This window comes from Bradyrhizobium tropiciagri, assembly GCF_018130545.1.
Lineage (GTDB): Bacteria > Pseudomonadota > Alphaproteobacteria > Rhizobiales > Xanthobacteraceae > Bradyrhizobium > Bradyrhizobium tropiciagri_A.
In genome coordinates, this window is sequence record NZ_JAFCKF010000006.1 from 398,724 (window position 1) to 425,619 (window position 26,896).

Genomic DNA, 26,896 nt, shown 5'->3' on the forward strand with positions numbered 1-26,896 from the left:
ACGACGACAGAGAACGCTACAGCCCGCCCATCTTGCAGACGTACTTCCATTCCTCAGGGGTCACCGGCTGCACCGAGAGCCGCGAATATTTCACCAGCGCCATGTCGGCGAGTTTCTTGTCGGCCTTGATCGCGGCCATCGTCACCGGCGTCTTCAGCGGCTTGTCGGCCTTGATGTCGACGCAGACGAACTTGACGGTCTTGTCGGTCGGATCCGGATAGGCTTCCTTGATGATCTCGGCGATGCCGACGATCTCCTTGCCTTCATTGGAATGATAGAAGAACGCCTTGTCGCCCTTCTTCATGTTGACCAGGTTCTGCCGCGCCGTGAAGTTGCGCACGCCGGTCCAGGCTTCACCCTTCGCGCCCTTGGCGACCTGCTGGTCCCACGACCAGACCGACGGTTCGGATTTCACCAGCCAGTAATTCATCGCGACTCACCCCGTTCCTGAACGCCGATTGCGCGGCAATCTACAGGCAGGCGGATGCCAGCGACAAGCGCGCTCACTGCTTCAGATACCGATCGAAGAATTTGGCGATGTCGGTGAACGCCTCCTTCGTCTCGGGCGCATCGATGTTCATCTGGTACTGCGCGTGCGACTGCCCCTCATAGACATTGAGATCGGCAATCACGCCGGCGCGGCGCAGTTTGCGATGGGTGCGAACCGTGTTGCTGAGGAACAGGTCGCGTGTGCCCGAGGTCAGGATGGTCGGCGGAAAGCCTTTGAAGTCGCCATAGATCGGCGAAATGTAGGGATTCTTCAGGCTGGTCCCGTTGGCGTAAAGCCTGGCCGCGCGGCCGAGCCAGCCGTCCCAGGTCACCAGCACATTGTCGACCCATTCATTGCTGGCGTAGCTGTCGCCGATCTTGTCGATATCGGACCATGGCGTGCCCGGCGCGATCGCGGCCGGCAGCGGCAGCTTCTCGTCCTTCGCCCGCAACACCATTGCCAGCGTCATCGCGCCGCCCGTCGAGGTGCCGAAGATCGCCAGCCGGCGGTGCTCGTGCGACTTCAGGACTTCCTTCCACACCGCCATCGCGTCGTCCATCGCGGCCGGATAGGGGAAGTCCGGCGGCATCCGGTAGTCCACCGAGATCACCTTGTAGCCGCCGAAACCGGCCATCATGATCGCTTCCGGCAGCGCCGCTTCGCCGGGGCCGAATACATAGCCGCCGCCGTGCACGTGGATCAGCAGACGCCGCCGGTTCTCGAGCGCGATCTTGTTCGGCGTCACGACGTAGCAGTGCACGCCGGCGATCCTTGTTTCCTCGACCTTGACGCCGAGCTTCGCCTTCATCGCCGGAATACCCGCGATGGCGAGCTTGGCGCGGCGATCGATCAGCTCCTTCCATTCCGCAGGCGTCTTCGGATCGGCGTTGAAGTGCGGCGGATAGGGCGTGCCGATCATCGCCTGCATTTCGGGAGAAACATCGGCGGAGGGATTGCCGATCGACTTGAGCGGCGCGACCCGCTTGCCGTTGTCGGCATTGGCGGCGGCTTCGCTTTTGGCGAGCTCGTCATAGGAGGCGGCGGTTTGGGCTTGAGCGGCGGCGGATGAGACGGCGAGGGCGAATGCGATGCAGATCGGAACGATGGCGCGTTGCGGTTGACGCATGTGTTTTCCCTTGGGATCCATTGCTCGACTGCTCAGACCGGGATCCGACGGTTCGCCGCCACGCTAGTACGGCGCGCGCGGATCGTGAAGCTCCACCTCGCGCACCTGTGACGCGCGTTACTCGGCCTTGAATGGCCGCGTCAGCAGGCCCTCGATCGCCGCGTCGATCGTCAGCCGGTCGCTCAGGATCGCGGCTACCGCGTTCGACACCGGCATGTCGACCTTCTGCGCCGCGGCGAGCTCGCACAGCACCGGTGCGGTGAACGCGCCTTCGGCGAGCTTGCCGACCGGCGCTGCTTCACCGCGTCCGAGCGCAAGGCCGAGCGAAAAATTGCGCGACTGCGCGGTCGAACAGCTGAGCAGCAGATCGCCCAATCCCGACAGGCCGGCGAGGGTCTCGGTGCGGGCGCCGCAGGCGCGGCCCAATCGCGCGAGCTCGCTGAAGCCGCGCGTGGTCAGTGCGGCAAGCGCCGAGGCGCCGAGATTCCGGCCGACGACAATGCCGGCGGCGATCGCCAGCACATTCTTGGCCGCGCCGCCGATCTCGACGCCGCGCACATCGGTGGAGTGATAGGGCCGGAAGGTCGCCGAGCCGAGTGCCTGCACCAGCGCCCTCGCCAATGCCTCATCCTTCGTGGCCAGCGTCACTGCCGTCGGCAGTCCGCGCGCGACGTCGTCGGCAAAGCTCGGTCCCGACAGGATCGCAGGTGTGGCGCGCGGCGCGGCCTCAGCGATCACCTCGGTCATGAATTTGTGCGTGCCGTGCTCGATGCCCTTGGCGCAGGCGATGACAGGCGTGTCGGACTTGAGATGTGGTGCAAGATGGCTGACCGCCGCGCGCAAATGCTGCGCAGGGGTGACGGCCAGGATGATGTCCGCGCGCGCTGCAGCGGCGATATCCGATGTCACCGCGATACCTGAATAGAGCTGCACACCGGCCAGCTTCGGATTGACTCGCGTCGCCTCGATCTGCGCAGCGTGTTCGGCATTGCGCGCATACAGCGTCACCTTGCGCCCGGCGCGTGCCGCGACCTCGGCCAATGCCGTGCCCCAGGCGCCGGCACCGATCACGCTGACTGAGCTATGCGCGGGCATCAAAAACCCTCAGTTCAATATCCGGCGCGGCTGTTGGCGTGGCCGGCCGGCGCCTTGGCGTTGGCATCGAGCAGCCAGCGCGCGCGCGGCGGTGCTTCCATCGTGTCGGTGAGGCCGAGCGCCATCCGCTCGGCGCCGGCCCAGGCGATCATGGCGCCGTTGTCGGTGCAGAGCGCCGGCGGCGGGATGATCAGCGTGGTCTGCGCTTTCGCCGCGACATCCTGCAGCGCGCTGCGGATCGCATGGTTGGCGGCAACGCCGCCGGCCGCGACCAGCGCGCGCGGTGTGCCGAACCGCTCCTCGAACAACCTCAGTCCGACGGTCAGCCGGTCCGCGGTCGCTTCGAGCACCGCGGCCTGGAAGCTCGCGCAGAGATCGCTGATGTCCTGCGGTTCCAGGGGCTCCAGCCGGCTCGCTTCATTGCGCACCGCGGTCTTCAATCCCGACAGCGAGAAGTTCGCGTCCGGACGGCCGAGCATCGGGCGGGGAAAGGCAAACCGCGTCGGGTCGCCGCCGGCTGCCGCGCGCTCGACCTCCGGTCCGCCGGGATAGGGCAGCGACAGCATCTTCGCCACCTTGTCGAACGCCTCGCCCATCGCGTCGTCGACCGTGGTGCCGAGCCGCACATATTCACCGACGCCGACCACGGCGACGATCTGGGTGTGGCCGCCCGAGGCCAAGAACAGGCAATAGGGAAACGCCAGCGCGCAGGTCAGCCGCGGCGTCAGCGCGTGCGCCTCGAGATGGTTCACCGCGATCAGTGGCGTGTCATGCACCATCGCGATCGCCTTCGCGGTGGTGAGGCCGACGATCACGCCGCCGATCAGGCCGGGGCCGGCGGCTGCCGCGACCGCCGACAATTGTCCGTAGCCGACGCCGGCCTCCTTCATCGCGCTGTCGACGATCCCGTCGAGCAGGTCGACATGGGCGCGCGCCGCGATCTCCGGCACCACGCCGCCGAAGCGGGCGTGCTCGTCGGTCTGCGAGCGCACCACGTTGGAGAGGATTCTCGCCTGTCCGTCAGCCTGGCGCTCCACCACGGCGGCTGCGGTTTCATCGCAGGTGGTCTCGATCCCCAGCACCAGCATCGGTGGTTCGTGTCCCAATTTCGGCCCTTGTGCTACCAGCATGATCCGGACGGGCCGGAACCGTTTCCGGCGGGATCATGTTCATCAAAATGTCCCCTCCGGGGTAGCATTGCGAGGTCTGAAAGTGCAATCGGTCGGCCAGGTCCAATTTGCAAGGTCCAATTTCGCAAGGCTGGAGGCCTGACCTCGTGACCATCCTTGTCACACGACCGCATCCGGACAGTGACGCGACGCTTGCGGCGCTGCGCCAGCGCGGCTTTGAGGCCCTCGCGGCACCGGTGCTGCGCTTCGAGCCGCTGCCGTTCCATGACGACGATGCGGACTACGACGCCGTGGTCCTGACCAGCGCCAATGCGCTGCGCGCGCTCGATCTCGCGGCCAGCCGGCTGTTGCGGCTGCCGCTGTTCGCGGTCGGGGCGCACACCGCCGATGCCGCGCGCGCCGCGGGCTTTGACAAGGTGATCGTGGCCAAGGGGGATGCGGTGAGCCTGCGCGATCTCGTGTTGGCGCGGGTCAAGGCCGGCGAACTCGAGGCGTCGGCCACGTTGCTCTATCTCGCCGGCGCCGACCTCTCGCGCGATCTCGCCGGCGAACTCAGTGAAAGGGGATTGAGCGTGGTCACCCAAACCACCTACCGGATGGCGCCGGTGGCCGCCTTCCCGAGGGAGGTCAGCGACGCCTTCATGGCGAACCGGATCACGGCGGTGCTGCATTATTCCCGCCGCAGCGCGCAGGCGTTCCTCGACGCTATCCGGGCCGACGGCATCGAGATCTCGGCGCTGGCTTTGCCGCAATGCTGCATCTCGGCGGCGGTCGCCTCCGTGCTCCATGACGCCGGCGCGACCAAGGTGGTGGTGGCGGCGCGGCCGGATGAGGCCGCCCTGCTGGAGGCGCTCGGCCGCGCGATGCGGCCGTGACTGGATTAATTCTTTCGTCTGACCATGATGTTAGGCAATGCTCCGTTTTTCGGATCGTGCTCTAAGAACTGGCGCCGATTCTGCTACAATGTGCGGCCAATAGTTTTGAGGACCCTCTGCGATGGCTGAAGAAAGGCCCGACGACACAGGACCTTCGCCGGATTCCCGGCCCAAGCGCGCGCCGCCGACCATCGATCTTCAGGCGACCGAGATCTCGAGCAGCGAGCCGGCAAAGACCGAGGGGGCCGAGGAAGCGGCCAAAGAAACCGCCAAGGACGCGAAGGATACCGGCAAGCCGTCTGTGGACGCGGCAGCCCTTGGGGTGGAGCCCCAGGCCGATGCCGCGCCTCAAGCGGAGTCGCAGGGCGAGACCGCTGCCGTGGCGCCGGACGCCGAGCCTGCTCGGCCGGTGTCGCCCTGGGTGGTGGCGCCGCTGTCGGGCGCCGTCGCAGCAGCCCTTGTGATTGGGGTCGGCTGGCTACTCGGTTGGCCCGCGGTGCAGCAGCCCTCCGCGGCGCAGCCCGGTGCTGCTGCGGTCGACGAACTTGGCACCCGCGTCAGCGCGCTGGAATCGAAGGCCAGCCGGCCGCTCGCCGCGGCCGCCGATCCCGCGGCAACCGCGCGGCTCGAGGCGCTCGACAAATCGATCGCCGCGCTGCGCTCCGAACTCGCCGCAGCGCGCGCGCAATCCGACAAGCTTGCCGCTGCCGTCAATGACGCCAAGGCCGCGCCGCGCGACGGCGCTGCGCCCGACATCTCCGGCATCACCGCGCGCATCGACAAGGTCGAGGGCGCATTGAAGGCGCAGGGCGCTGCGATCGCCAAGCAGGACAACAAGATCGCCGACACCAAGGCCGAGGCGAAGGCGGACGATGTGCCGCTGCGCCGCGTGGTCGCGGCATCGCTGCTCGATGGCGCGGTTCGTCATGGCGATCCCTATGCCAGCGCACTCGAGGCCGCGAAGTCGCTCTCGGATGATGCCGCGGTGTTGAAGCCGCTCGAGACGTTTGCGACGTCGGGTGTGCCGAACCCGGCCGCGCTGTGCCGTGAGCTGATCGAGATCGTGCCGCAGCTCGCGCCGCCGGCGCCGGAAGCTGCGGCGGCGAATGCGGGGCTGGTCGATCGTTTGCAGGCCGGTGCCTCCAAGCTGATCCGCATCGAGCGCGCCGATGGCACCGGGACCGATCGCAGCAGCATCGTCGCGCGCCTGACATCGGCCGCCGTGCATAATGATCTCGCATTGACCGAGCGTGAATTGAAGTCGCTGCCGCCGGCTGATCGCACTGCGGCGCAGGCCTGGCTCACCAAGGTGGACGCGCGCCGCGCCGCGCTCGACGCGTCGCGGAAATTTGCCGACAACGCCATGGCGGCGCTCGCCACGGTCAATCAATAGCTTCTTGCAATAGGTTCTTGATGATCCGGATCATTCTGTTCCTGCTGCTGATCGCGCTCGCTGCAGCGGGTGCGGCCTGGTTGGCCGATCAGCCCGGCGATCTCGTGTTGAATTGGGGCGGCCTGCGGCTGACGTCGAAGCAGCCGATGTATCTGCTCGGCCTCCTCATCATCGTTGCGATGGTCGCGGGTGTCATCCTGCGCGGGCTATGGAAGATCCCGGGCCACATCCGCCGCGGCCGGCGCGAGCGGCGCCAGGCGCGCGGGCGTCACGCCATCACGCAAGGCCTGCTCGCGATCGGGCATGGCGATTCATCGGCGGCGCGCGCCCATGCCGAGACGGCGCGGCGCCACGCCGGCGGCGATCCGCTGGCGCTGCTGCTGCATGCGCAATCGGCGCAGCTCGACGGCGACCGCGACGGCGCGCAGCGCGCCTTCCGCGCCATGGCCGAGCGCGCCGACACGCGGCTGCTCGGCCTGCGCGGCCTGTTCATCGAGGCGCAGCGCGCCGACGATCCGGTGGCGGCCGTGATGATCGCCGAAGAGGCGCTGAAAATGTCGCCGTCGTCGTCATGGGCGTCGCATGCGGTGCTCGGCTTCTGCTGCGCCAAGGGCGATTGGGCCGGCGCGCTGACGATCATCGACAACAATCAGTCGGCCGGGCTGATCGACAAGGCGACCTATCGGCGACAGCGCGGCGTGCTGCTGACGGCGCGCGCGCTGGAGTTCGAGACCATCGACCGCGACCTGTCGCGGTCGAGCGCGATGGAAGCGCTGAAGCTGGCTCCGACCTTGATTCCGGCCGCGGTGCTCGCCGCGAAGTTCGAGAGCGAGGCGCATCAGGTGCGCCGCGCGATGCGTATCGTCGAGACCGCTTGGCTCGTGCAGCCGCATCCCGATCTTGCCGATGCCTATTCGCATGTCCGGCTCGGCGATGCCGCGCGGCAGCGGCTGGTGCGGGTCGAGACGCTGGCGGCGAAGACGCCGGGCCATATCGAGGGCGCACTGGCGATCGCGCGCGCCGCGATCGATGCCGCCGAGTTCGCCAAAGCGCGTGCGGCGCTGGAGCCGTTCATTGCGGCGCCGACGCAGCGCGTCGCGCTGTTGATGGCCGAGATCGAGCGCACCGAGCATGGCGACAGCGGCCGGGCACGGGCCTGGACCGTGCGCGCGGTGCGCGCGCTGCACGATCCGGTGTGGACCGCGGACGGCTATGTCTCCGACCGCTGGCGTCCAGTGTCGCCGGTCACCGGCCGTCTCGATGCCTTCCAGTGGCAGACCCCGGTCGCGGCGCTGCCGTCCGACAAGGGCCATGCGATCGAGCCCTCGCCGTTTGAGGAGGCGATGCTGGCGCCGCGCCGGGTAGAGCCGCCCAAGGAGCTGGCCGGCGTGCCGGAGGCAGCCAAGCCGCCGGAGGCCGTCAGGCCGTTTGAGCCGGTCGAGGTGAAGCCGGCCGAGATCAAGCCCGCGGAGCCGGCCGCCCCGGCCGCACAGGATAACGCTCCGCTGCCGGTGGCCGTTGAGCCCGAGCCGGCCCCGCCCGAATCTGCCGAGCCTGCTCTGCCGCCAGCAGCCGCCGAACCGGCGCCGCCGGCCCCGGCGCCCTTGTTCCGCCCCCGGACCGACCTGCCCAAGGCGGCGCCGGCGCCGATTCCGGCCGTGATCCCGATCGTCCGGGCCCCCGACGACCCCGGGGTCGACGAGGATGGCCCGGTCGATGAATTTGCGGAACAAATCGGCCCGCCCAAGGCCCAGGCGGGCGGTTGGCGCGGATTTCTGTCACGTTTGGGAAGCTAATTCGCGGTTAGATAACCGCTGGGCGGTTAAATACCCGCGTCATCTTGCCAATCGGGGTCATGCCCGATATCAGGTGGCACGCGTTGTCAGGCAGTTGCCGAACGGTTCGCCGCAATAGCTCAGTTGGTAGAGCACGTCATTCGTAATGACGGGGTCGGGGGTTCGAGTCCCTCTTGCGGCACCAGTTTTCAGAACATCTCCGCCTAAATCCGCACCCCGCACAGTCCGCTCATGATCGCAATCGCGATCATTCCGCCTGCCACGAGCCCGGCCGCCCAGATCCGGTTGGCGAGCGTGATGGTCACACCATGCGCGAGCAGGACGCCGCGCAATCCTGATGCGAGATGCGCGAGGACGAAGAACACGCCGAGCACGTAGTGCGGCACCAGGCGAATGCTCCAGGCGTCGTGGATCAGGCCGGTCGGTGCACCCGATGCCCAGGCCCAGTTGGTGTCGATGTGGTGCACGGCCCGCGCCGAGACCAATGCCGAATTCAGATGGGTGACGATGAATGCGGCGAGGTAGACGCCGGAGCCGATCTGAAACACACGGTACGCATCGGCAGGAAGCGCGCTCCCGCGCCAGGCGAGCCGCACGCCGATGGCGACCTGCAACAGCATCAGGCTGATGAAGATGGGCTCGATCACGGGCGATCGATAGACCGTGCGCCCCAGCTTCATCACGCCGGCATGCACTTCGGGTCCGAGCAGGCCCAGCAGGTGATTGGTGAGGTGAAACGCGACGTACAGGAGAATCACGGCCGCGGCCACGCCATGCACGACGCGCCATCTGGCGATGGAGGGCGCAATCGCGGTCGATGTCGCCGCCGGTTCCTGCTCGCTGCCGAGCAGCAGGTAGAGACAAGCGGCGAGCCAACTCGCGATCCAAAACAGCTCGTCGCTGAAAGAGATGTGCAGCAGTCCGAGACCGACGCCGGTCAGCACGAACAGTGGCGGCGCAGCGATGCTGACATAGGCGAGGCGCCGCGCGCGCAGCTCGAACGACGACGGTGCGGCCTTGGTGAGCCGCCAGGCGCAGACGAGTCCCAGCAACGGTGTGGCCGTCGCGGCGAACAGGCAGAGCGCCGCGAGGACCAGCCGCGCAGCCGAGATCTGGCCGCTCGCCGGAGAAACGGCGAGGTGAAATGCATCCAGCAGGAACGGATAGGCCATCGCGGCGGCCGCCGGGGCCAGCCAGCGGAGTTTTTCGGCGGTCGTATTCGCCAGGCCGTTGTCGCTGGTCCGAATGCGACCTTGTTCCAATGCACTCACGGAGTTTCTCCGGTGTTCGGGCATCGCGCGCAAAGGAGAAGGCCAAACCGCCGAATCTATTCCCGAGCCTGCTCGGAGGCCCTGCACACAAGCCTGTGCGGCCAACGCTGGTGCGGGCAAGCGGCGTTGCGCCGAGACCTTGTCTCAAGGCGCATGACCGTACAGCAATGTGAGGTGATCCATAGGACCAAGTTTCAACAATCCGACTGGACCAACCGTCGGCTTCCTCACCGGGAGCGGAAGATGGCTCCAGTCATTGCTTCGCGTTCACAAGCGATTCAATGCGCCGTGATTGCACGATGGCATCGCCGAGATCGACGAACGCCGCCAGATCCCGAGGTGCCGCCGCCAGGCCAAGTCCGTCGGCATCACCGGAACGGGGAGCCCATATCGCGCGGCTCTCCAAAAGATAGACGCCGTAAGCCGCTTCGATCCCGATGTAGGCGTTGGTCCTCAGTTCTTCCTGGATCGAGTAAGCCGCCAGCGCGGCGTTGGTGGCAATCGATGTCTCGATCAGGGCTTTTCGATACCCGGGGCGGTGCACCACACTTGGCCCGAACGTGGCGACCAGCTTCCTCTCGGACGTCTGGACCACGACCAGCGCCCCGTCAAGGATGCTGCGGAGCGAAGGCTTGGTCGCGAGCGGCAAATATTCACGCGGATTGAGGAAGACGTTGACGGCTGTCGTGAGCGCGCCGCATCCGCTGTGGCCGAGCACGACGATGAGCTTGAGGCTGCCGCCAAGATTCTCGACGGCGTATTTGAGGCTTCCAAGCACCTCAATTCCGAGCCCGTTGCCCGCGACGCGGACCACGAACAGGTCATTGGGCCCTTCATTGAAAATGAGTTCGACGGGCACGCGGGCGTCGGAGCAGCCGAGCACGGCTGCGAACGGTTTTTGCTTCGGCACGGCGCTGCCGGCCGGCAGGCCCAGGTCGCGCAGATCGACCGGGATGATCTGCTGGACTCCGCTCGCTTCCTCATCGTGGTCAAGGAGTGTGGCGAAGCTTTTGTTGCCCTGCTCCAGACGGAGCAAAGCCGATTGACTGTCCGGCGGGGTCGGCCGGATCGCGACATCGTCGTTGCGGTAGCGATACGTGATATCGAAGGTCTTCATGGTGGCCGCGCTATGCTGGGACCGTTCGGGCAAGCAAATGCCACTAGGACAGCAAACAGGGACCTGCGATCCGATTGAAAGGCCCATCGGGAGGCCGCCATTGATCCAGATCAAGACTGTGTCGGGCGATCACGGGGAGCTGAAGACAGTCACGATGGCTGCGTGAAGCAGCTCACATAGCCGATCCTGCGGCGTCGCTAGTCTCCGGGCCACCCACGGGAGAACAACAATGCGCAAACTCACCCTGATCGCGGCCATGGTTTTGGCCTCCGCGTCCGCGCAGGCCGGCGAACGAAGCCTGTCGTTGGGCGGGGCCGCGTCGCTACCGGCAGCCGCATCGAATTCGGTCACGACGGCGGGGAAGTCTGCTGATGCGCCGGTGGCGCCGGCCGTCGAAGTGCCGCCGAAGCCACCGGAGGCGCCGAAATATGTCGAGCGCACAGCGCCGGTCGCCGCGCCACAGCCGCAAGTCCCGCCTGCCGTGCAGCAGGCGCCAGTGCAGCAGGCCAATGTCCAGCCGTCAGCGACGCCAGACGCAAGACCGACGTCGGACCAGCCCACGACCGCACACCGGTCAAGCCATCGCCGCCACGCAGGACGCTGGACCGAGGGCCGCATCATCGGCGAGCTGCATAGCTACGGGATCTATTGGTAGCCATCACCGGCTACTGTGCATGGGGTTGTTTTCGATATTTTGGTGAGAGCCCGCGCCCCGCCGGGCGCGATGGCGCCCTTGAAGACGCATGGGTTGCGCCACAAACGAAAGCGCCCCTGGACCGGATCCAGGGGCGCTTTGCGTTTGATGTGTTCGATGCGTTGGCTGCGCTAATCCGCGATGGTCTGCACGACGTTGCCGATCGGCCGGCCCGTTGCGATCGGTTTCTCGGTCTTCGCCATCATCGCGTCGTATTCCGGCAGCGTCTCGATCTGGGTCTTGGCCTTCATCCAGACCACCTTGTAGCCGCCCGCCTTCAGCTTGCGCAGCAGCGTCGGCAGCGCCTGCGCGGTGTGCTTCTGCAGATCGTGCATCAGGATGATGCCCTTGTGCTCCTTGTCGAGCTTGGTCATCACGTTGTTGATCACCTCGTCGGAGCTCTTCGATTTGAAGTCGTTGGAATCGACGTCGACCGAGAACATCGCGATGTTGCGGGTGCCGAGATAGGCCGTGGTCGCCGGCGTATGCGCCAGCGCTGGGAAGCGGAAGAACGGGGCGGGGTTAGTGCCCAGCGCCATCTTCACCGCGCTAAAGCCCTTCTCGATCTCGTCCTTGGCCTGCTGCTCGGTGATCTTCTTGCTCGCCAGATGCGCATGCGACCAGGTATGTGCGCCGATGGTATGGCCGGCGGCGGCGACCTGACGCAGGATGTCCGGGTGATAGGTGGTGTGCAGGCCGATCGGGAAGAACACCGCCTTGGTGCACTCGTCCGCCAGCGCCTTGAGCACCGCGGGCGTGGTCGGCCACGGACCGTCGTCGAAGGTCAGCACGACCTCATGGTCGGTCAGGAAGTCATATTGCTTGTACTGCAGGAAGCCGAAGCCCGGGCCGCCCGTGGTGTCGACCACGACGGTGCGGCTGATGCCGAGCGCATCGGGATTGTTGCATTTGGGCGCTGCCGCGACAGGTGCCGGCATCGGCGCCGGTGCGGGGGCGGCGGCCGGGGCTGCCGCCTGGGTGGCGTCGGCGCGCTTCGACAGCGCGGCGGTCGTCTCGACATCATCCTTGGCGGCCTGCTTTGCCGCGGCCGCTGGAAGAGGATCGGCCTTCGCTGCGGCAGTTGTCTGAGGAGGTGCCGCGTCGGCACGCGGGGAGGAGGTCCAGAACCACACGCCGGCGATCACGATCGCCGCTACAACACTGGCCAGCATCAGGCCCAACGCACTACGCATCGCTACACACTCTCTCGGAACTTAAGGATACGCCACAGCCGTAACGAGCGATTAATGCCAACAAGGTCTTAACGCGGTCCCAACAGGGCGCCGGAACGACAAGAAAAAGTGCGGCTTACGCGTGCGTGATCACCATCACAGTGTGCTGGCTCGCGCCCGTGCAGGATCGGAGCCATCAAACAACGGGCCCCGCCATTTGCGGTGCCGATGGGAGCCGATCATGACCACCATCTCCGGAAACCGGCATCACGTCCGCAGGGTCAGCGTCGCGCTGGCTGTCGCGGCCACGGTGTCCGTGCTGACGTCGACCGCGAGCTTTGCGTTCAGCGCCGAGGCGCAGCAGATGTGCACGGGCGACGCGTTCCGCCTGTGCAGCGCGGAGATCCCGAACATCCCCAAAATCACCGCCTGCATGGTCAGGAATCGTTCCCAGCTGACCAGCGGCTGCCGCGTCGTGCTGGACCGCGACCTTGCCGCGCAGCGCCGGGCGGCCGCCGAGTGATTTGCGGCAGGCCCGGCCCGGATGGTCACCTCAGGCCGGAACCGATCAACTCGCCCCGCCGTTTCAAGCTTCTTCGCGACCCTGAAACGCTATAGAACCAGCGTTCTGTTCCTTAGAGGCTTTGAGAGATGACCCGATTTCTGTTCGCCGTCGTACCATTGGTTCTGTTGGCGTCGGCCGCCTCGGCACAGCAGCAGGGGCGTGATGCCTGCTCCCGCGATGCTTCGCGGTTCTGCCGTGCCCATCTCAGCGAGGGCGATCAGGTCGTGCTGGCCTGCCTGAAGGAGCATCGCAGCCGCCTCAGCAAGGCCTGCCTGCAGACGCTCATCGATAACGGGCAGTAATACGTTTCGCTACGTACTGCTCCCCGCTGCGGTCGCGACCACCGGGATCACCTCCTTGGCGGCGCGGTCCGGGGTCTCGTCCTTCCAGCGCACCGAGCCGAACGGGCGCTCCAGCATCCGGCGCACCCGGATCGGTTCGGCACCGATGTGAAAGTCGGCCGCCTTCTGATGCAGCTCGCGCTCGATCTGGGTGGCGCGGTTGCGCTGGCGAAGGAAATCGAGCCAGGTCGGGCAATGATAGCGCTCGGTCCACAGTTCGGGATCGGCAATGTCGCGCGCGATCGACCAGCCATAGGCGCCGTTGCGCTGGCGGCTGAGCTGCACGTCCTGCATCACATTGTGGAAGGCGCGGGCGTTGTCCTGCGCCACCCGGTATTCGATCTCGACCACCAGGGGTCCACTGCGCCCGGTCAGTTGCAACCGCACCTCGGGATCGGCCAGCATATCGGTGGCGTCCTCGTTGCGCGCACCGATCGGCGGCATCCTGAGCCAGATGCCGAGCACCGGCGACAGCAGCATCAGACCGGCGGAGATCAACAGCGCCATCTCGACGCCGCCGACGTCCGTGATGCGGCCCCAGCACCAGCTGCCGATCGCAATGCCGCCGGCGATCGAGGCCTGAAACGCCGCCAGCGAACGGCCCGCGACCCAGCGCGGTGCCGAGAGCTGCACGCCGATATTGAACAGCGCGATCGCGAGCATCCACACCGCGCCGGCAACCACCAGGGCTGCGGCAGTGATCACCGGCTGCCTGCTCACGGCCACGGCCGCGATCGCAGCGCCCATCGTCAACGCACAGACGCGGATCGCGGCTTCGCCGCTGAGCCGGCTGCGGATCTCGCTGATGTTGAGCGCGCCGATCACCGCGCCCATGCCGAAGGCGCCGAGCATGATGCCGTAGGTCTGCGCACCGCCATGCAAGAGGTCGCGCGCCACCAGCGGCATCAGCGCCGAGACCGAGCCGCCGATGATGCCGGTTACCATGGTGCGGGTCAGCACGATCCTGATCGACGGCGAATTGGTGATGTAGCGCACGCCGGAGACGATGGCGCGGTTCAGCCGCTCGCGCGGCAGCCGCGACGGCTCGCTGACGCGATTCCACAGGAACAGCACGACGAGCAGCGGCAGATACAGCACCGCATTGGCGGCGAATGCCGCGACGGCGCCCGCGGAGGCTACCACGATGCCGCCGATCGCAGGACCGAAGCTGCGTGCGATGTTGTAGCTGATGCCGTTCAGCGCGACCGCGGCGGGCAGCGTCTCCGACGGCACCTGCTCGCTGACCGAGGATTGCCAGGCCGGGCCGAACAGCGCCATGCCGCTGCCGACCACGAAACACAGCGCGAGCAGGATGTTCGGCGTGACCAGATTGAGCCAGGCCAGCACCGTCAGCGTGGTGGCGCCGGAAAGCGCGATCATAAGCGACACCAGCGCCACGACGCGGCGGTCATGCATGTCGGCGATGGCGCCGGCCGGCATCGCGATCAGCATGACAGGCAGCATCAGCGCGGTCTGCACCAGCGCGACCTTGTCGGCCTCGGCGGTCATCTGGGTCATCGCCCAGGCGGCGCCGACGCCCTGGATCAGGATGCCGAGATTGGAGAGCAGGCTGGCGAGCCAGATCCGCCTGAAGATGGAATGCCGCAACGGTGCGGTGATACTGTCGGTGCGCGTCGGCAGTTCGGTCATATCCGGTTCCGTGAGACCTGCTATGGCTTGCTGATGATTCCGGCAGCATCAACTGATGCCTGCGAAAAGCGTGTCCTGTCCAGCAATTCCCGGAACAAGGCACAGCTAAAGGCCTGAAAGACTTGAGGAAGGGACAATGGACCTGTCGCGACGAACGATTCTGCTGGGGGCCGGCGCCCTGTCTGTGCTCGGGAGCCGTCTTGGTAGCCCGGCCTTGGCGCAGCCGGCGCCCTCGGCGCAGGGTGCCGATCTGCCGCCGATCCTATTCTTGCACGGCAATGGCGAGCAGGCGCCGCTCTGGGTGACGACGATCTGGCGAATGGAGTCCAACGGCGTCGCGCGCGCGCGGCTGTTCGCGATCAACTTCACCGATCCGCTGGCGCGCACCGACGACAAGGTCGAGCAGGCCAATCACTCCTCGACGGAGGACCAACGTCGCGAACTCGGCGAAGCGATCAGGCAGCTGAAGCAGGCGACCGGCGCCGCCCGCGTTGCGCTGGTCGGCAATTCGCGCGGCGGCAACGCGATCCGCAATTACATCAAGAACGGCGGTGGCGGCGACGTCAGCCATGCCGTGCTGTGCGGCACGCCGAACCACGGCGTCTATGCCTGGGACGACAGGCTCGGCAACGAGTTCAACGGGCGTGGTCCGTTCCTGCGGGGCCTGAACGACGGCGACAGCGAGGTCACCGCGGGCACCGCGTTCCTCACGCTGCGCAGCGATGGGCTCGACAAATTCGCCCAAGGCGACGGCCGCTTCGTCGGCAAGCCAGGGACGCCGACCAACATCACCGCCGACGGTCCGGCCCTGAAGGGTGCCACCAATCTGGTGCTCGGCGCGCTCGATCATCGCGAGACTGCGTATCATCCGCGCGCCTTCCGCGAGATCTACAAGTTCATCGCCGGGCGCGAGCCGTCGCGGATCGACATCGTGCCGGAGACGACCGTGAAGTTGAGCGGCCTCGTCACGGCCACGCCGGGCGGCGTGCCGACCAATCATCCGGTCTCGGGCGCGTCGGTCGACATCTACCATGTCTCGGCAGAAACCGGCGAACGCATCGGCGGACCGCTGCACAGTTCGCAGACCGGCACGGACGGCCGCTGGGGCCCGGCGCAGGTCGATCCCTCCTGGCCGCTCGAATTCGTGCTGACTTCGCCCGATGCGGTGACGACGCACATCTATCGCTCGCCGTTCCCCCGCTCGTCAGACATCGTGCATCTGCGCGCGGCGCGGCCGCTCACGCCCGCCGATGCCGGTGCAGGCGCCATCGTGCTGATGTCGCGGCCGCGTGGTTATTTCGGATTACCGCGAGACATCGTGCTGTTCGACGGCAAGGAGCCGGCGGACATCAAATCGGGCGTGCCGGCCGATGCGGTGACGACATTGCGGCTCGCCGCGGCCGATATCGGCCGTCCGGTCGCCGCGATCTTCAACACCGAGCGCATCGTGATGCGGACCTGGCCGGCATCGGAGAACCGGATTGCGATTGCCGAGCTGACTTATTAGGTCTTGTGAAAGGGTCCGCGCGCCTTCATGGCGCCGGGATCGCGTGGCCGGATCGGCCGTTGCGTGAGGCAGGAAGCGAGGACCATGAGCATAGCCGAAGTCTACGATATCACGGTCACGCGGCGTCCCGTGGTGCCGCCGGCCCCGCCACGCGCGCCCGCCGACATGGGCGCCTTCCAGCGAATGCGAGTGATGCGCAACTCGCCGATCGAGACCTGGGGCCAGCGCGCCTATGAGGACGACATCGTCCAGGGCCGCTTTCTCAACCACTCGAGCTTCATTCTCAACACGCCGGATGCGATCCGCCACGTGCTGGTCGATAATTATGAGAACTACCACCGCACGCCGGCCGGCCTTCGCGTGCTGCGCCCGATGCTGGGCGAAGGATTGCTGATCGCCGAGGGCCGCGCCTGGAAGCATCAGCGCCGCACGCTGGCGCCGGCATTCACGCCGCGCGCGGTGACGACGCTCGAGCCCTACATGATCGCGGCGGTCGACGAGACCATTGCCAAGCTGAAGTCGGCGAGCGGCGGTCCGGTCGATCTGCGCGAGGTGATGCAGCGCATGACGCTGGAGATCGCAGGCCGCACCATGTTCTCGTTCGGCATGGATCGCCACGGCGCCGCGCTGCGCGACTTCGTGATGGAGTATGGCGACACGCTGGCGCGGCCGCACATGCTGGACCTGATACTTCCCTTGAACTGGCCGACCCCGCAGGATTTCCGGCGCGCCCGCTTCCGCAAGCGCTGGACTGCGTTCGTCGGCCAGCTGATGGCCGAGCGCCGCGCCGCCGGCAAGGACGACAACGCGCCGGCGCGCGACCTGTTCGATCTGATGGGTGCCGCGCGCGATCCGGAAACCGGCGAGGCCTTCACTGACGCGCAGCTCGGCGACCAGGTCGCCACCATGATCCTGGCCGGCCACGAGACGACCGCGACCGCGCTGTTCTGGGCGCTCTATCTGCTGGCGCTCGATCCGGAGACTCAGGAGCAGTTGGCAGCAGAAGTCAGGAGCGCGCAAACGTCGGGCGCGCTCGACATCGAGCGGCTGAAATTCACCCGCGCGGTGGTCGACGAAACCATGCGGCTCTATCCGCCGGCATTTCTGATCGCGCGTGCGGCAGGCGGTCCCGACACCATCGCGGGCCGTCCGGTCAGGAAGCATGACGTAATCCTGATCGCGCCGTGGCTGCTGCACCGGCATGAAAAACTGTGGCGCGATCCGAATGCGTTCGTGCCGCAGCGTTTCATGACGGGGACGCCGCCGGATCGCTTCGCCTATCTACCGTTCGGCGTCGGCGCGCGGGTCTGTATCGGCGCGCATTTCGCACTGGTCGAGGCGACGCTCGCGCTTGCGAAGATCATCGGCGCGTTCCGCGTCGCGCTGGCGGACAAGGAACCGGTGTTGCCGATCGGCGTGGTGACGACACAGCCGAATCGCTCCCCGGCATTCACGATCAAGGCGCGCTGATCTTGCGCGGCGGTGTTCCGATGCTCATCTAGACCGTGATGCGATCCTACGGAATCGCATCACGATTTCATCTCCTTATTTGAGCAAGATCTTTTCGGAAAACCGGTCTCCACTTTTCCGGATCATGCTCCAGGGGCTCACCATGAGCGATACGCAGGCCCATTTCGCAGTCCTCAGGCAGACGGCCGATCCGGCCGTCGCCGATGCCTTGCAGCAGCTGATCGCCGATGGTCATGATCGCGAGCTCAACCGCATCAACGCTCTGGAGTTCGCTGATCGTACCGGGCTCGACCAGGAGAAGGTGATCTCCGGCTTTCTGCATGCCTCCCGGCTCGGCCTGTTCGACATGAGCTGGAACGTGCTGTGTCCGGGTTGTGGCGGTGTGCTCGATGCCCACACCACGCTGAAGTCGCTGCGCCATGACGACTATAATTGCGCGCTGTGCGCGGCCGGTTACGAGGCCTCGGTCGACGAGCAGGTCGAGGTTGCCTTCACCGTCAGCCCGCGGGTCCGCCACATCGCCGCGCACGATCCCAACACGCTGCCGATCTGGGAATACTTCCGTCAGATGTTCTGGAGTTCGGGGATCGAGTTCGACGAGAGTTCAGTGTCGACCCTGATCAACGAGGTGACGCTGGAGGGGCTCGAATTGCCGCCCGGCGAGAAGGCGATCCTGTCGCTCAACCTGCCTAACCAGTTCATCATCGTGTTCGAGCCGGTGACGCATTCGGCGCATTTCTTTGCCGTCGAGGGCGAGCCGACCACCGAGCGCCAGCAGTTTTCGATCACGTTCAACAAGTCGCATGCGCCGACCGGCACCTCGACGATGCGGCCCGGGCCGCTGCGGCTCTCGCTGGAGAATCACGCCGACGTTCGCGTGCTGCCTTCGGTGTGGATCGCCGGCGATCCGCTGCACAAGCTGCTCGGCAGACGCAAGCCGATCCTCACGGCGAAGCGGATGCTGTCGAACCAGACCTTCCGCGATGTGTTCAGGGCCGACAACCTCACCGTCGACCAGCGGCTGAAGATCACCGCGCTGACCTTCCTGTTCACCGATCTGAAGGGCTCGACCGCGCTCTACGAGCGGGTCGGAGATCTCGCCGCATTCGATCTGGTGCGCGCGCATTTCCACGCGCTGCTCGAGATCATCGCCTCCGAGCGCGGCGCTGTCGTGAAGACGATCGGCGATGCCGTGATGGCGACCTTCATCCGGCCCGAGCACGCCTTGTCGGCGGGCCTGCGGATGCGGGCGGCGATGAAGCAGCTCAACACCGAGCGCGGCAAGGAAGATCTGATCGTCAAGATCGGCATTCATGAGGGGCCGTGCCTCGCGGTGACGCTGAACGAGCGGCAGGATTATTTCGGCCAGACCGTGAATATCGCAGCCAGGGTACAGAGCCTGTCGACGTCGCAGGAAATCCACCTGACCCAGCCGGTGATGGAATCGGCTGAAGTGGCCGGGATCCTCGACCGTGCTGCGATCAAGCCGATCCAGAAGGAAGCGGCGCTGCGCGGCATTGCCGACAAGCTCGTGGTGTACGAGATACCGTAGTCATATTGCCGACATGTAATGCTTGCCGAAACGTAATGCCGCAGCGGGAACCCGCGCGGATTGCGCCGGTTCTGTTTCCACGCCATATACGTTTCAGCTTCATTCCATAGAGAGAGCGATGCTCGACGGACTCCGCCAATTCATTGCCGATATCGTCTCCCCCGATGCAAAGGCCGACCGCGCTTTCGATGACGGCGACTATCGCCTGGCGGCGACCGCGCTGTTGGTGCACGTCGTGTCGCTCGACGGCGAGCCGACGCCCGCCGAGACGCGCAAGCTGCACAGCCTGATCGAGAGCCGTTTCCAGCTCGATCCCGGCACCGCCGACAAGCTGATCGCCTCCGCCATGCGCGTCGAGGGCGAGGCCGTGGATCTCTATCACTTTACCAGTGTGATCATGCGCTCGGTGAACGAGGAGGGCCGGCTGCGTATCGTCGAGATGATGTGGGAACTGGTCTATGCCGACGGCCAGGTCAGCGAATTCGAGGACAATGTGGTCTGGCGTGCCGCCGATCTGCTCGGCATCTCCTCGCGCGACCGCATCGACCTCAAGCACCGGGTCGCCGAGAAGCAGGCGGCGCTGCCAAAAGGCCCCTGGGGCACCGCGGACGCGGCAATCTGACACAGGCGCCCGCGCAAGCGGATGCATCGTCGCCGGCGTCACGGATGACGAAACTTTAATGTCCGCCGCGATTGTGGGCGATCCGACTGAAAATCTGGCGTTTCACCGCCGAATCAGCCGGTCGCGACTGTCGACAAGCCCATACGCGGCTTGCGTCCCACCGCATGCCTATGCTCTCGTCGCCTCGTTGGGGACCTCACTAGAATTTGCAGTAAGAGTTTGAACGTGACTGAGCGTGTGACGCTGATAACCGGGGCATCGGCGGGCATAGGCACCGAACTGGCGCGCGTGTTTGCATCGAATGGTCATCGCGTGGCGCTGGTGGCACGGCGCGCCGATCGCCTGAAAGCGCTCGCCGACGAGCTCGGGGCCAAGGCAGGCGCGGCGGGCGGCGCGACACCGATCGTGATTCCCTGCGACCTCCAGCAGACTGATGCGGGCGACAAGATCGCCGAGGCCCTGACCGCGGCCGGGGTCGAGGTCGAATATCTCGTCAACAATGCCGGTTTCGGCCTGTTCGGCCTCGCCATCGAGCGCGACCGTGCCGAACAGCTCAACGTGATCAACGTCAACATCCGCGCATTGACCGATTTGACGCTGCGCTTTGCCGATCAGCTGATCCGCAACCGCGGCGGCATCCTCAATCTCGGCTCGATCGCCGGATTCCTGCCGGGTCCCGGCATGGCCGTGTACTACGCCAGCAAGGCCTATGTGCTCTCGTTCTCCGAGGCGCTGCGCTGTGAGCTGGCGCCGAAGGGTGTGCGCGTCACCGTGGTTTGTCCGGGTCCCGTGCCGTCCGAATTCCAGGATCGCGCCGGCTTTGCCCCCGGATTCGATTCGGCGATCCTCGACGTCGCGCCGGCGGAGGTCGCCCGCCAGGCCTATCGCGGCCTGATGGCCAACAAGCGCGCCGTGCTGCCCGGCGCCTTCATCAAGCTGGTGCCGTTCCTGCTCCGGCTGTTTCCGCGCTCCTTCATCCTGACCGCGGTCGGTGGTTTCCAGCTCCGCAAGCGCTAAGCGCTCCTTCATCGCCGTTAAGGCTGTTTCTGGCCCGCGATTTGCTTCGCCTGGGTGTGCGCAAACTCACACGATGTTAACGACCACTTAGCTATGATCGCGCCTTACGTGCCGAAACTTTTGGCAGAGGCCAAACCTTCAAGCAGAGGCAATGTCGTTCCGGTCTGACCAAACCCGTGTCGTGGTGCCCTTCGCGAGCCGAAGGCCGGCCGTGGTCACGCCGGTAGATCGGACCCCGCTGCGGCCGGTGCTGATCGTGCTGCATCAGGAGACATCGACCCCCGGCCGGATCGGCAACGCGCTGCGTGCGATGGGTTACCCCCTCGACATCCGCCGTCCACGCTTCGGCGACGAGCTGCCCGACACGCTCGAGGCGCATGCCGGCGCGGTGATCTTCGGCGGCCCGATGAGCGCCAACGATCCCGACGATTATGTCCGGCGCGAGATCGACTGGATCGCAATCCCCTTGCGTGAGCAGCGCCCGTTCCTCGGCATCTGTCTTGGCGCGCAGATGCTGGCGCGGCAACTCGGCGCCAAGGTTGCACCGCATCCGCAAGGCCGGGTCGAGGTCGGCTACTATCCGGTCAGGCCGACGGCAGCGGGTCGCGCGCTATGCCCGGACTGGCCGGCGCGCGTCTATCACTGGCATGGCGAGGGATTTCAACTGCCCGCCGGCGCTGACCTGCTCGCAGCGGGCGATGATTTTCCGGTGCAGGCGTTCCAGTTCGGCAACGCGTTCGGCCTGCAATTCCATCCCGACGTCACCTACGCGATGATGCATCGCTGGACCGCGCGCGGTTGCGCGCGGATGGATTCGCCGGGCGCGCAGCCGCGTCATCAGCACTTCGCGGAGCGCGCCGTGCACGATGCCGCCGAGCGCGCGTGGCTGACGCATTTCATCGATGGCTGGACCGCGCGCGTGCCGCAGCCGATGATGCTGCAGGCCGCGGAATAGCCGCGCGGCGGAATTTCACGCCGCCTTTTCATTCTGATGGATGTGCTACTCTCGGCTGCCGCGCGGGCCGTATCGCCACGCGTATCAATAACAACAAGGCACAGGGAGATCGCCGTGAGCTATCAACATATCCTCTATGAGGTCAGCGACCGGATCGCGACCATCACGCTCAATCGTCCCGACCGCATGAATGCCTGGACCGCGATCATGGAGCGCGACGTGCGCCACGCGATGGAGGCGGCAGCAAACGACGACGATGTTCGCGTCATTATCTTGACCGGCGCGGGCCGCGGCTTCTGCGCCGGCGCCGACATGGAGGCGTTGCAGGGCATCGATCCCAACGAGGTCCGGCGCGGCGAAAGCATTCCGTTCGACATGAACCGCCGTGCCGACTGGCAGACGCGCTACGCCTATTACCCCGCGATCAAGAAGCCGGTGATCGCGATGCTCAACGGCGCCACCGCCGGCATCGGCCTGGTCCACGCGCTGTATTGCGATCTGCGCTTCGCGGCCGACAGTGCGGTGTTCACCACCGCCTTTGCGCGGCGCGGGCTGATCGCCGAGCATGGCATCAGCTGGATGCTGCCGCGCATTGTCGGCCACGCCAATGCGCTCGATCTGTTGATGTCGGCGCGGCGCGTCTCCGCCGCGGAGGCGCTGCGCATCGGCCTCGTCAACCGGCTCTCATCGCCGGACAAGCTGCGCGAGGAAACCTACGCCTATGCCCGCGACCTCGCCGATTTCGTCTCGCCGAGCGCGATCGCTGTCATCAAGCGCCAGGTCTACGACGTGCCATTCCAGACGCTGGCCGAAGCCACCATCGACGCCAATCGCGAGATGCAGATCGCGCTCAAGGGCAATGATTTCCGGGAAGGCGTCGCGAGCTTCGTGGAGAAGCGGCCGCCGAGGTTTACCGGGACGTGAGGGGGATTGGGTCGGGGTTTGCTGATCCGGTCCGTCTTCGCCCGTTGGGCTACGCCGGACACCACGCTTCGCCCTTCAGGCTCCTGCGTGGCTGCGCCACGCGTAGCCCGAAGGGCGGAGCGTGGTGGAGCCAGGCGGGATCGAACCGCCGACCTCGTCATTGCGAACGACGCGCTCTCCCAGCTGAGCTATGGCCCCATCGCGACCGGGTGTTGCTGAGTGTCCCGGCCGTCAGTCGGGCGCCATTTACAGTCCCGCCCAAGGCCAAGTCAAGAACGGTGAAACAGCGGTTTTCGGCCTTTTCCGTCCGGAACTTCCCTTGTTTGCGGGGGGATGAACCGATATTTAGAGCATGATCCGGACCCGGCGGGCCGCGTTAGCGAGAAGTGCGTAGCGGTTTTCCGATAAGATCCTGCTCAAACAAGAAGCGCGCTGGCGGTTCAAGTCCGGTTTCGTTGCGCTTTACCTGGTCGTCCCACCCGCGAGCCCCCATCATATGCGCGCTGTTCTCGACATCGTTATCATCGTCCTCGACCTCTACGTCTGGCTCCTGATCGCCTCCGCCATCCTGTCCTGGCTGGTTGCCTTCAATGTGGTCAATACGCGCAACCAGTTCGTCTCTGCGGTGGCCGAGTTCCTCTACCGGATCACCGAGCCGGTGCTGCGGCCGATTCGCAACGTGATGCCGAATCTGGGCGGGCTCGATATCTCGCCGATCATCGTGATCCTGATCATCATGTTCCTCCAGCGGGTGATCGCCTATTACATCTATCCCAACGTGATCTGATCCGTGGCGATGGACCGCTGCTGATGGATCCTTGGCGCTATTCCACCGAGGGCATCAGCATCGCGTTGCGCGTGACGCCGCGCGGCGGCCGCGACGGCATCGATGGGATCGAGACGCTGGCCAACGGCCGCTCGGTGGTGAAGGTGCGAGTCCGTGCCATTGCCGAGGGCGGTGAGGCCAACCGGGCGGTGACCGAGTTATTGGCCAAGGCGCTCGGCGTGCCCAAGGCCAGGGTGAAGCTGCTGTCGGGTGCGACCTCGCGGCTGAAACAATTGGCGGTCGACGGCGATCCGCGGCAGCTTGGCGACACCTTGAAGAAGTTGACTGCGACCGGGCCGAACCAAGACACGAAGGACTGACATGACTGCCCGCATCATCGACGGAAAAGCCATCGCCGCCGAGCTTCGCACCCGCGTCGCCGACGAGGTCGCCCGCGTCAAGCGCGACCATGCGCTCACGCCGGGCCTCGCCGTCGTGCTGGTCGGCCACGATCCCGCGAGCGAGGTCTATGTTCGCAGCAAGCACACCCAGACCAAGGCCGCCGGCATGGCCTCGTTCGAGCACAAGCTGCCGGAGGACGTGTCGCAGGCCGATCTGCTGGCGCTGATCGCGCGGCTCAACCGCGATCCGCTGGTGCACGGCATCCTGGTGCAACTGCCGCTGCCGAAATCGCTGCACACCGAGACCATCATCAATGCGATCGACCCGGCCAAGGATGTCGACGGTCTGCATCCGAACAATGCCGGCCGGCTCGCCGGCGGCCTCGCGGCGCTGTCGCCCTGCACGCCGCTCGGCTGCATCATCCTGACCAAGAGCGTGCACGCCTCGCTCGAGGGCATGAACGCGATCGTGATCGGCCGCTCCAATCTGGTCGGCCGTCCGCTGGTGCAATTGCTGTTGAACGAGAACGCCACCGTGACGATCGCGCATTCGCGCTCGCGCGATCTGCCAAAAATCTGCGCCCAAGCCGATCTGGTCTATGCCGCGGTCGGCCGTCCCGAGATGGTGCGTGGCGACTGGCTGAAGCCGGGCGCGACGGTGATCGATGTCGGCATCAACCGGATTCCGGTGCCCGGCGGCAAGCCGAAGCTGGTCGGCGACGTCGCATTCCAGGAAGCGCTTGGCGTCGCCGGCGCCATCACGCCGGTGCCCGGCGGGGTCGGGCAGATGACGGTGGCGTGCCTCTTGGTCAACACGCTGCGCGCGGCCTGCGCGATTCACGGCCTGCCGGCGCCGGCGGTGTGAACTGCTCCCTCCCCCCGCAAGAGTGGGGCGAGGGAGTCTTGGCAGCGAGTCCTACTTCTTCTTCGCGCGCTCGATGCCTTCGAGGATCAGCTTACGGGCTTCCTCGGCGTCGCCCCAGCGCAGCACCTTCACCCACTTGCCCTTCTCGAGATCCTTGTAGTGCTCGAAGAAGTGCTGGATCTGCTGCAGCGTGATGTCGGGCAGGTCGCTATAGTTATGCACCTTGTCGTAGCGCTGGGTCAGCTTCGACGATGGCACCGCGATGATCTTCTCGTCACCGCCGGCCTCGTCCTCCATCAAGAGCACGCCGACCACGCGGACGCTCATTACGGCGCCCGGCACGATCGCGCGGGTGTTGACGATCAGCACGTCGCAGGGATCGCCGTCGCCCGACAGCGTGTGCGGGATGAAGCCGTAATTGCCGGGATAGCGCATCGGCGTGTAGAGGAAGCGGTCCACCACGAGCGTGCCGGCCTCCTTGTCCATCTCGTACTTGATGGGCTCGCCGCCGACGGCAACCTCGATGATGACGTTGACGTCGTGGGGCGGATTTTTTCCGATCGATATGGCGTCGATACGCATGGATTGCTCCGCGTGGCCTTTGGAAGTTGAGAAACGATGTGATTTTTTGTTGGCGCTGCCGGGCCGCGAACAACATCAGGCCCGGCCTTGGGAGCCGGGCTGGCCGTCGCGCGCAAACGCTCAGGCTGGTTTAGCCTTGCTGCAGCTGCGAGAGAAGCAGGATTTTCAGTTCGCCCAGGCGAAAGCGACCTTGTCGAGCGACTTGGGTCCGAACCGCTCCGAGGAGCGCGCCACCATCCGGCCGCCCAGCGCACGGTAGAACTCGGTCGCCGGCTCGTTATCCGAGAGCGCCCAGATCACCATGCTCTTGAGGCCGCTTTGCAGCAGGTCGCGGCGGGCGGAGGCAAACAGGCGGCGGCCGAAGCCGAGGCCCTGGAATTCCGGCCGCAGATAGAGCTCGTAGATCTCGCCTTCGAAATGCAGGCTGCGGGCGCGGTTGCGGCCGTAGTTGGCGTAGCCCGCGATGCGGTCGCCGAACACCAGCACGCTGACGCGGCTGCCCTTGCGGATGGCGCTATCCCACCACTGCGGGCCGCGGCGATTGATCAGCTTTTCGAGTTCGGCGCCGGGGATGATTCCCTGATACGCCGAGCGCCAGGCTTCGTCATGGGTAGACGCCACCGCAGCCGCGTCTGCAGCTTTGGCCGGCCGGACCTCGATTAGCGTTGTGCTCATGCATCCAATCAAAGCAAGTCAGCGGGCCGCCTTCAAGGTCCATCGTTAATTATCGGTTAAGCTGTGGATTTTTTGCATCAGTGTCATGAAAACTTGTTCCGAAAGAGGACACTTGCCGGGTTCAAGCGACCAAACGCTGGTCCGGCCCTGTGCAAAGCGTGAATCGCGCGCGCAGTACGACACTGCCGTCGTTTGGAAAATGCTCTTTCGGGGCTGATTCGCCGGGAGAATTTGGCGTGCGATCCAGACGCGATGTGGGTACTCCGGGTGCGCCGCCGCAGTGGATTTTCGCGCGCGCGCGGCCTATGGCAGCAGCGGTATCTGTGCGTGCCGAAGCCGGCCCGATGGCGAGCGGACTGCGATGACGCTCTACTTCCTGATCAAATATCTGCATGTGCTCGGCGCCATCGTGATCCTCGGCACCGGGACCGGCATCGCCTTTTTCATGCTGGCGGCGCATCGCACGCAGGATGCGGCGTTCATCGCACGCACGGCGGCGACCGTCGTGATCGCGGACATGATCTTCACGCTGAGCGCCGTGCTGCTGCAACCGGTCAGCGGCGGATTGTTGATGCTGCTGTCGGCAACCAGCGTCACCGAGCGCTGGCTGTTGGTGTCGCTCGCGCTCTATGCACTGGCCGGCGCGTTCTGGGTCCCCGTCATCTTCATGCAGATGGAGATGCGCGACCTCGCGCAGGCCGCTTTTGAAAAAGGTCTGCCGCTGCCGCCGCGCTACCATGCGCTGTTTCGCCGCTGGTTCCTGTTCGGGATTCCCGGCTTCGGCTCGGTGATGATCATCCTGTGGCTGATGATCGCGAAACCATTTTAGAGCATGATCCAGCCCT

General features: G+C 65.8%; 27 protein-coding genes and 2 tRNA genes. 18 read left to right on the top strand and 11 right to left on the bottom strand.

All coding sequences use genetic code 11. The annotated features are described in order from the left end of the window. Positions 1-16: 16 nt before the first annotated feature. The 4 genes from JQ616_RS27035 to tsaD form a co-directional block, all read right to left on the bottom strand. Positions 17-430 (bottom strand): EVE domain-containing protein, encoded by a 414-nt coding sequence (locus JQ616_RS27035; RefSeq protein WP_212019824.1) that lies wholly within the window; start codon positions 428-430, stop codon positions 17-19. Between the two features lie 73 nt (positions 431-503). Next, entirely contained in the window at positions 504-1,616 is a 1,113-nt protein-coding gene (locus JQ616_RS27040; protein ID WP_212019826.1) for an alpha/beta hydrolase, read from the bottom strand. 117 nt (positions 1,617-1,733) lie between these two features. After that, on the bottom strand, positions 1,734-2,711 hold the full coding sequence (locus JQ616_RS27045; RefSeq protein ID WP_212019828.1) for an NAD(P)H-dependent glycerol-3-phosphate dehydrogenase: 978 nt from the start codon (positions 2,709-2,711) through the stop codon (positions 1,734-1,736). Between the two features lie 14 nt (positions 2,712-2,725). After that, positions 2,726-3,799 carry a tRNA (adenosine(37)-N6)-threonylcarbamoyltransferase complex transferase subunit TsaD gene (gene tsaD / locus JQ616_RS27050; RefSeq protein WP_212019830.1) on the bottom strand — a complete coding sequence of 358 codons (1,074 nt, stop codon included), beginning with the start codon at positions 3,797-3,799 and terminating at the stop codon, positions 2,726-2,728. Positions 3,800-3,987: 188 nt separating this feature from the next. Between tsaD and JQ616_RS27055 the strand changes: the two genes are divergently transcribed. The 4 genes from JQ616_RS27055 to JQ616_RS27070 all read left to right on the top strand — a co-directional run bounded on the left by JQ616_RS27055 (position 3,988) and on the right by JQ616_RS27070 (position 8,089). Then, positions 3,988-4,716 carry a uroporphyrinogen-III synthase gene (locus tag JQ616_RS27055; RefSeq protein WP_212019832.1) on the top strand — a complete coding sequence of 243 codons (729 nt, stop codon included), beginning with the start codon at positions 3,988-3,990 and terminating at the stop codon, positions 4,714-4,716. Between the two features lie 121 nt (positions 4,717-4,837). Then, positions 4,838-6,109, top strand: coding sequence for a COG4223 family protein (locus tag JQ616_RS27060; RefSeq protein ID WP_212019834.1), 1,272 nt, complete (start codon positions 4,838-4,840; stop codon positions 6,107-6,109). Between the two features lie 20 nt (positions 6,110-6,129). Continuing rightward, positions 6,130-7,905, top strand: a complete 1,776-nt coding sequence (locus tag JQ616_RS27065; protein WP_212019836.1) for a heme biosynthesis HemY N-terminal domain-containing protein — start codon at positions 6,130-6,132, stop codon at positions 7,903-7,905. Positions 7,906-8,013: 108 nt separating this feature from the next. Then, a tRNA-Thr gene (locus JQ616_RS27070) sits at positions 8,014-8,089 on the top strand. 19 nt (positions 8,090-8,108) lie between these two features. On the opposite strand, the gene JQ616_RS27075 is transcribed toward JQ616_RS27070, so the two are convergent. Together JQ616_RS27075 and JQ616_RS27080 are read right to left on the bottom strand one after the other, a co-directional pair. Continuing rightward, entirely contained in the window at positions 8,109-9,176 is a 1,068-nt protein-coding gene (locus JQ616_RS27075; RefSeq protein WP_212019838.1) for a hypothetical protein, read from the bottom strand. A gap of 253 nt (positions 9,177-9,429) precedes the next feature. Then, positions 9,430-10,293 carry a carbonic anhydrase gene (locus tag JQ616_RS27080; RefSeq protein ID WP_212019840.1) on the bottom strand — a complete coding sequence of 288 codons (864 nt, stop codon included), beginning with the start codon at positions 10,291-10,293 and terminating at the stop codon, positions 9,430-9,432. Between the two features lie 229 nt (positions 10,294-10,522). Here JQ616_RS27080 and JQ616_RS27085 point away from each other — a divergent pair, with 229 nt between their 5' ends. After that, the gene (locus JQ616_RS27085) at positions 10,523-10,948 is read left to right on the top strand and encodes a hypothetical protein (protein ID WP_212019842.1); all 426 of its coding nucleotides are present in this window, start codon (positions 10,523-10,525) and stop codon (positions 10,946-10,948) included. Between the two features lie 170 nt (positions 10,949-11,118). Here the strand turns inward: JQ616_RS27085 and JQ616_RS27090 are convergent, their stop codons facing one another. Next, a complete protein-coding gene (locus JQ616_RS27090; protein ID WP_212019844.1) occupies positions 11,119-12,180 on the bottom strand; it encodes a polysaccharide deacetylase family protein in 1,062 nt (353 codons plus the stop codon). Positions 12,181-12,400: 220 nt separating this feature from the next. Here JQ616_RS27090 and JQ616_RS27095 point away from each other — a divergent pair, with 220 nt between their 5' ends. Both JQ616_RS27095 and JQ616_RS27100 read left to right on the top strand, forming a co-directional pair. Next, the gene (locus JQ616_RS27095; RefSeq protein WP_212019846.1) at positions 12,401-12,682 is read left to right on the top strand and encodes a hypothetical protein; all 282 of its coding nucleotides are present in this window, start codon (positions 12,401-12,403) and stop codon (positions 12,680-12,682) included. 128 nt (positions 12,683-12,810) lie between these two features. Next, positions 12,811-13,026: a cysteine rich repeat-containing protein gene (locus JQ616_RS27100; RefSeq protein ID WP_176534450.1), complete on the top strand. Its 216-nt coding sequence runs from the start codon at positions 12,811-12,813 to the stop codon at positions 13,024-13,026. Positions 13,027-13,035: 9 nt separating this feature from the next. Here JQ616_RS27100 and JQ616_RS27105 read toward each other — a convergent pair whose 3' ends face one another. Continuing rightward, complete coding sequence (locus JQ616_RS27105) at positions 13,036-14,715, bottom strand: MFS transporter (protein WP_212019848.1); 1,680 nt, start codon at positions 14,713-14,715, stop codon at positions 13,036-13,038. 136 nt (positions 14,716-14,851) lie between these two features. Between JQ616_RS27105 and JQ616_RS27110 the strand changes: the two genes are divergently transcribed. The 7 genes from JQ616_RS27110 to JQ616_RS27140 all read left to right on the top strand — a co-directional run bounded on the left by JQ616_RS27110 (position 14,852) and on the right by JQ616_RS27140 (position 22,762). Beyond that, on the top strand, positions 14,852-16,222 hold the full coding sequence (locus JQ616_RS27110) for a hydrolase (RefSeq protein WP_212019850.1): 1,371 nt from the start codon (positions 14,852-14,854) through the stop codon (positions 16,220-16,222). Between the two features lie 84 nt (positions 16,223-16,306). Next, positions 16,307-17,692: a cytochrome P450 gene (locus JQ616_RS27115; protein ID WP_212019852.1), complete on the top strand. Its 1,386-nt coding sequence runs from the start codon at positions 16,307-16,309 to the stop codon at positions 17,690-17,692. A 142-nt stretch (positions 17,693-17,834) separates the two neighbouring features. After that, positions 17,835-19,244 (top strand): adenylate/guanylate cyclase domain-containing protein, encoded by a 1,410-nt coding sequence (locus JQ616_RS27120; RefSeq protein WP_212019854.1) that lies wholly within the window; start codon positions 17,835-17,837, stop codon positions 19,242-19,244. 118 nt (positions 19,245-19,362) lie between these two features. Beyond that, complete coding sequence (locus JQ616_RS27125) at positions 19,363-19,866, top strand: TerB family tellurite resistance protein (protein ID WP_212019856.1); 504 nt, start codon at positions 19,363-19,365, stop codon at positions 19,864-19,866. A gap of 225 nt (positions 19,867-20,091) precedes the next feature. Then, positions 20,092-20,883 carry an SDR family NAD(P)-dependent oxidoreductase gene (locus tag JQ616_RS27130; RefSeq protein ID WP_212019859.1) on the top strand — a complete coding sequence of 264 codons (792 nt, stop codon included), beginning with the start codon at positions 20,092-20,094 and terminating at the stop codon, positions 20,881-20,883. A gap of 151 nt (positions 20,884-21,034) precedes the next feature. Beyond that, complete coding sequence (locus JQ616_RS27135) at positions 21,035-21,838, top strand: glutamine amidotransferase (protein ID WP_212019861.1); 804 nt, start codon at positions 21,035-21,037, stop codon at positions 21,836-21,838. Positions 21,839-21,952: 114 nt separating this feature from the next. Beyond that, a complete protein-coding gene (locus JQ616_RS27140) occupies positions 21,953-22,762 on the top strand; it encodes an enoyl-CoA hydratase (protein ID WP_212019863.1) in 810 nt (269 codons plus the stop codon). A gap of 122 nt (positions 22,763-22,884) precedes the next feature. Here the strand turns inward: JQ616_RS27140 and JQ616_RS27145 are convergent. Beyond that, positions 22,885-22,960, bottom strand: a tRNA-Ala gene (locus JQ616_RS27145). 298 nt (positions 22,961-23,258) lie between these two features. Between JQ616_RS27145 and JQ616_RS27150 the strand changes: the two genes are divergently transcribed. From JQ616_RS27150 to folD, 3 genes are read left to right on the top strand one after another with little or no spacing between them, the layout of a single operon-like run. Beyond that, positions 23,259-23,549, top strand: a complete 291-nt coding sequence (locus JQ616_RS27150) for a YggT family protein (protein WP_050425753.1) — start codon at positions 23,259-23,261, stop codon at positions 23,547-23,549. A gap of 23 nt (positions 23,550-23,572) precedes the next feature. Further along, positions 23,573-23,908 (top strand): DUF167 domain-containing protein, encoded by a 336-nt coding sequence (locus JQ616_RS27155; protein WP_212019865.1) that lies wholly within the window; start codon positions 23,573-23,575, stop codon positions 23,906-23,908. Between the two features lies 1 nt (position 23,909). Next, positions 23,910-24,794, top strand: a complete 885-nt coding sequence (gene folD / locus JQ616_RS27160) for a bifunctional methylenetetrahydrofolate dehydrogenase/methenyltetrahydrofolate cyclohydrolase FolD (RefSeq protein ID WP_212019867.1) — start codon at positions 23,910-23,912, stop codon at positions 24,792-24,794. Positions 24,795-24,845: 51 nt separating this feature from the next. Here folD and ppa read toward each other — a convergent pair whose 3' ends face one another. Together ppa and JQ616_RS27170 are read right to left on the bottom strand one after the other, a co-directional pair. Continuing rightward, positions 24,846-25,376 carry an inorganic diphosphatase gene (gene ppa / locus JQ616_RS27165; RefSeq protein WP_024583161.1) on the bottom strand — a complete coding sequence of 177 codons (531 nt, stop codon included), beginning with the start codon at positions 25,374-25,376 and terminating at the stop codon, positions 24,846-24,848. Positions 25,377-25,541: 165 nt separating this feature from the next. Next, on the bottom strand, positions 25,542-26,051 hold the full coding sequence (locus JQ616_RS27170) for a GNAT family N-acetyltransferase (protein ID WP_106326641.1): 510 nt from the start codon (positions 26,049-26,051) through the stop codon (positions 25,542-25,544). Between the two features lie 361 nt (positions 26,052-26,412). Here JQ616_RS27170 and JQ616_RS27175 point away from each other — a divergent pair, with 361 nt between their 5' ends. Next, a complete protein-coding gene (locus tag JQ616_RS27175; protein WP_212019869.1) occupies positions 26,413-26,880 on the top strand; it encodes a DUF2269 family protein in 468 nt (155 codons plus the stop codon). Positions 26,881-26,896 lie beyond the last annotated feature (16 nt).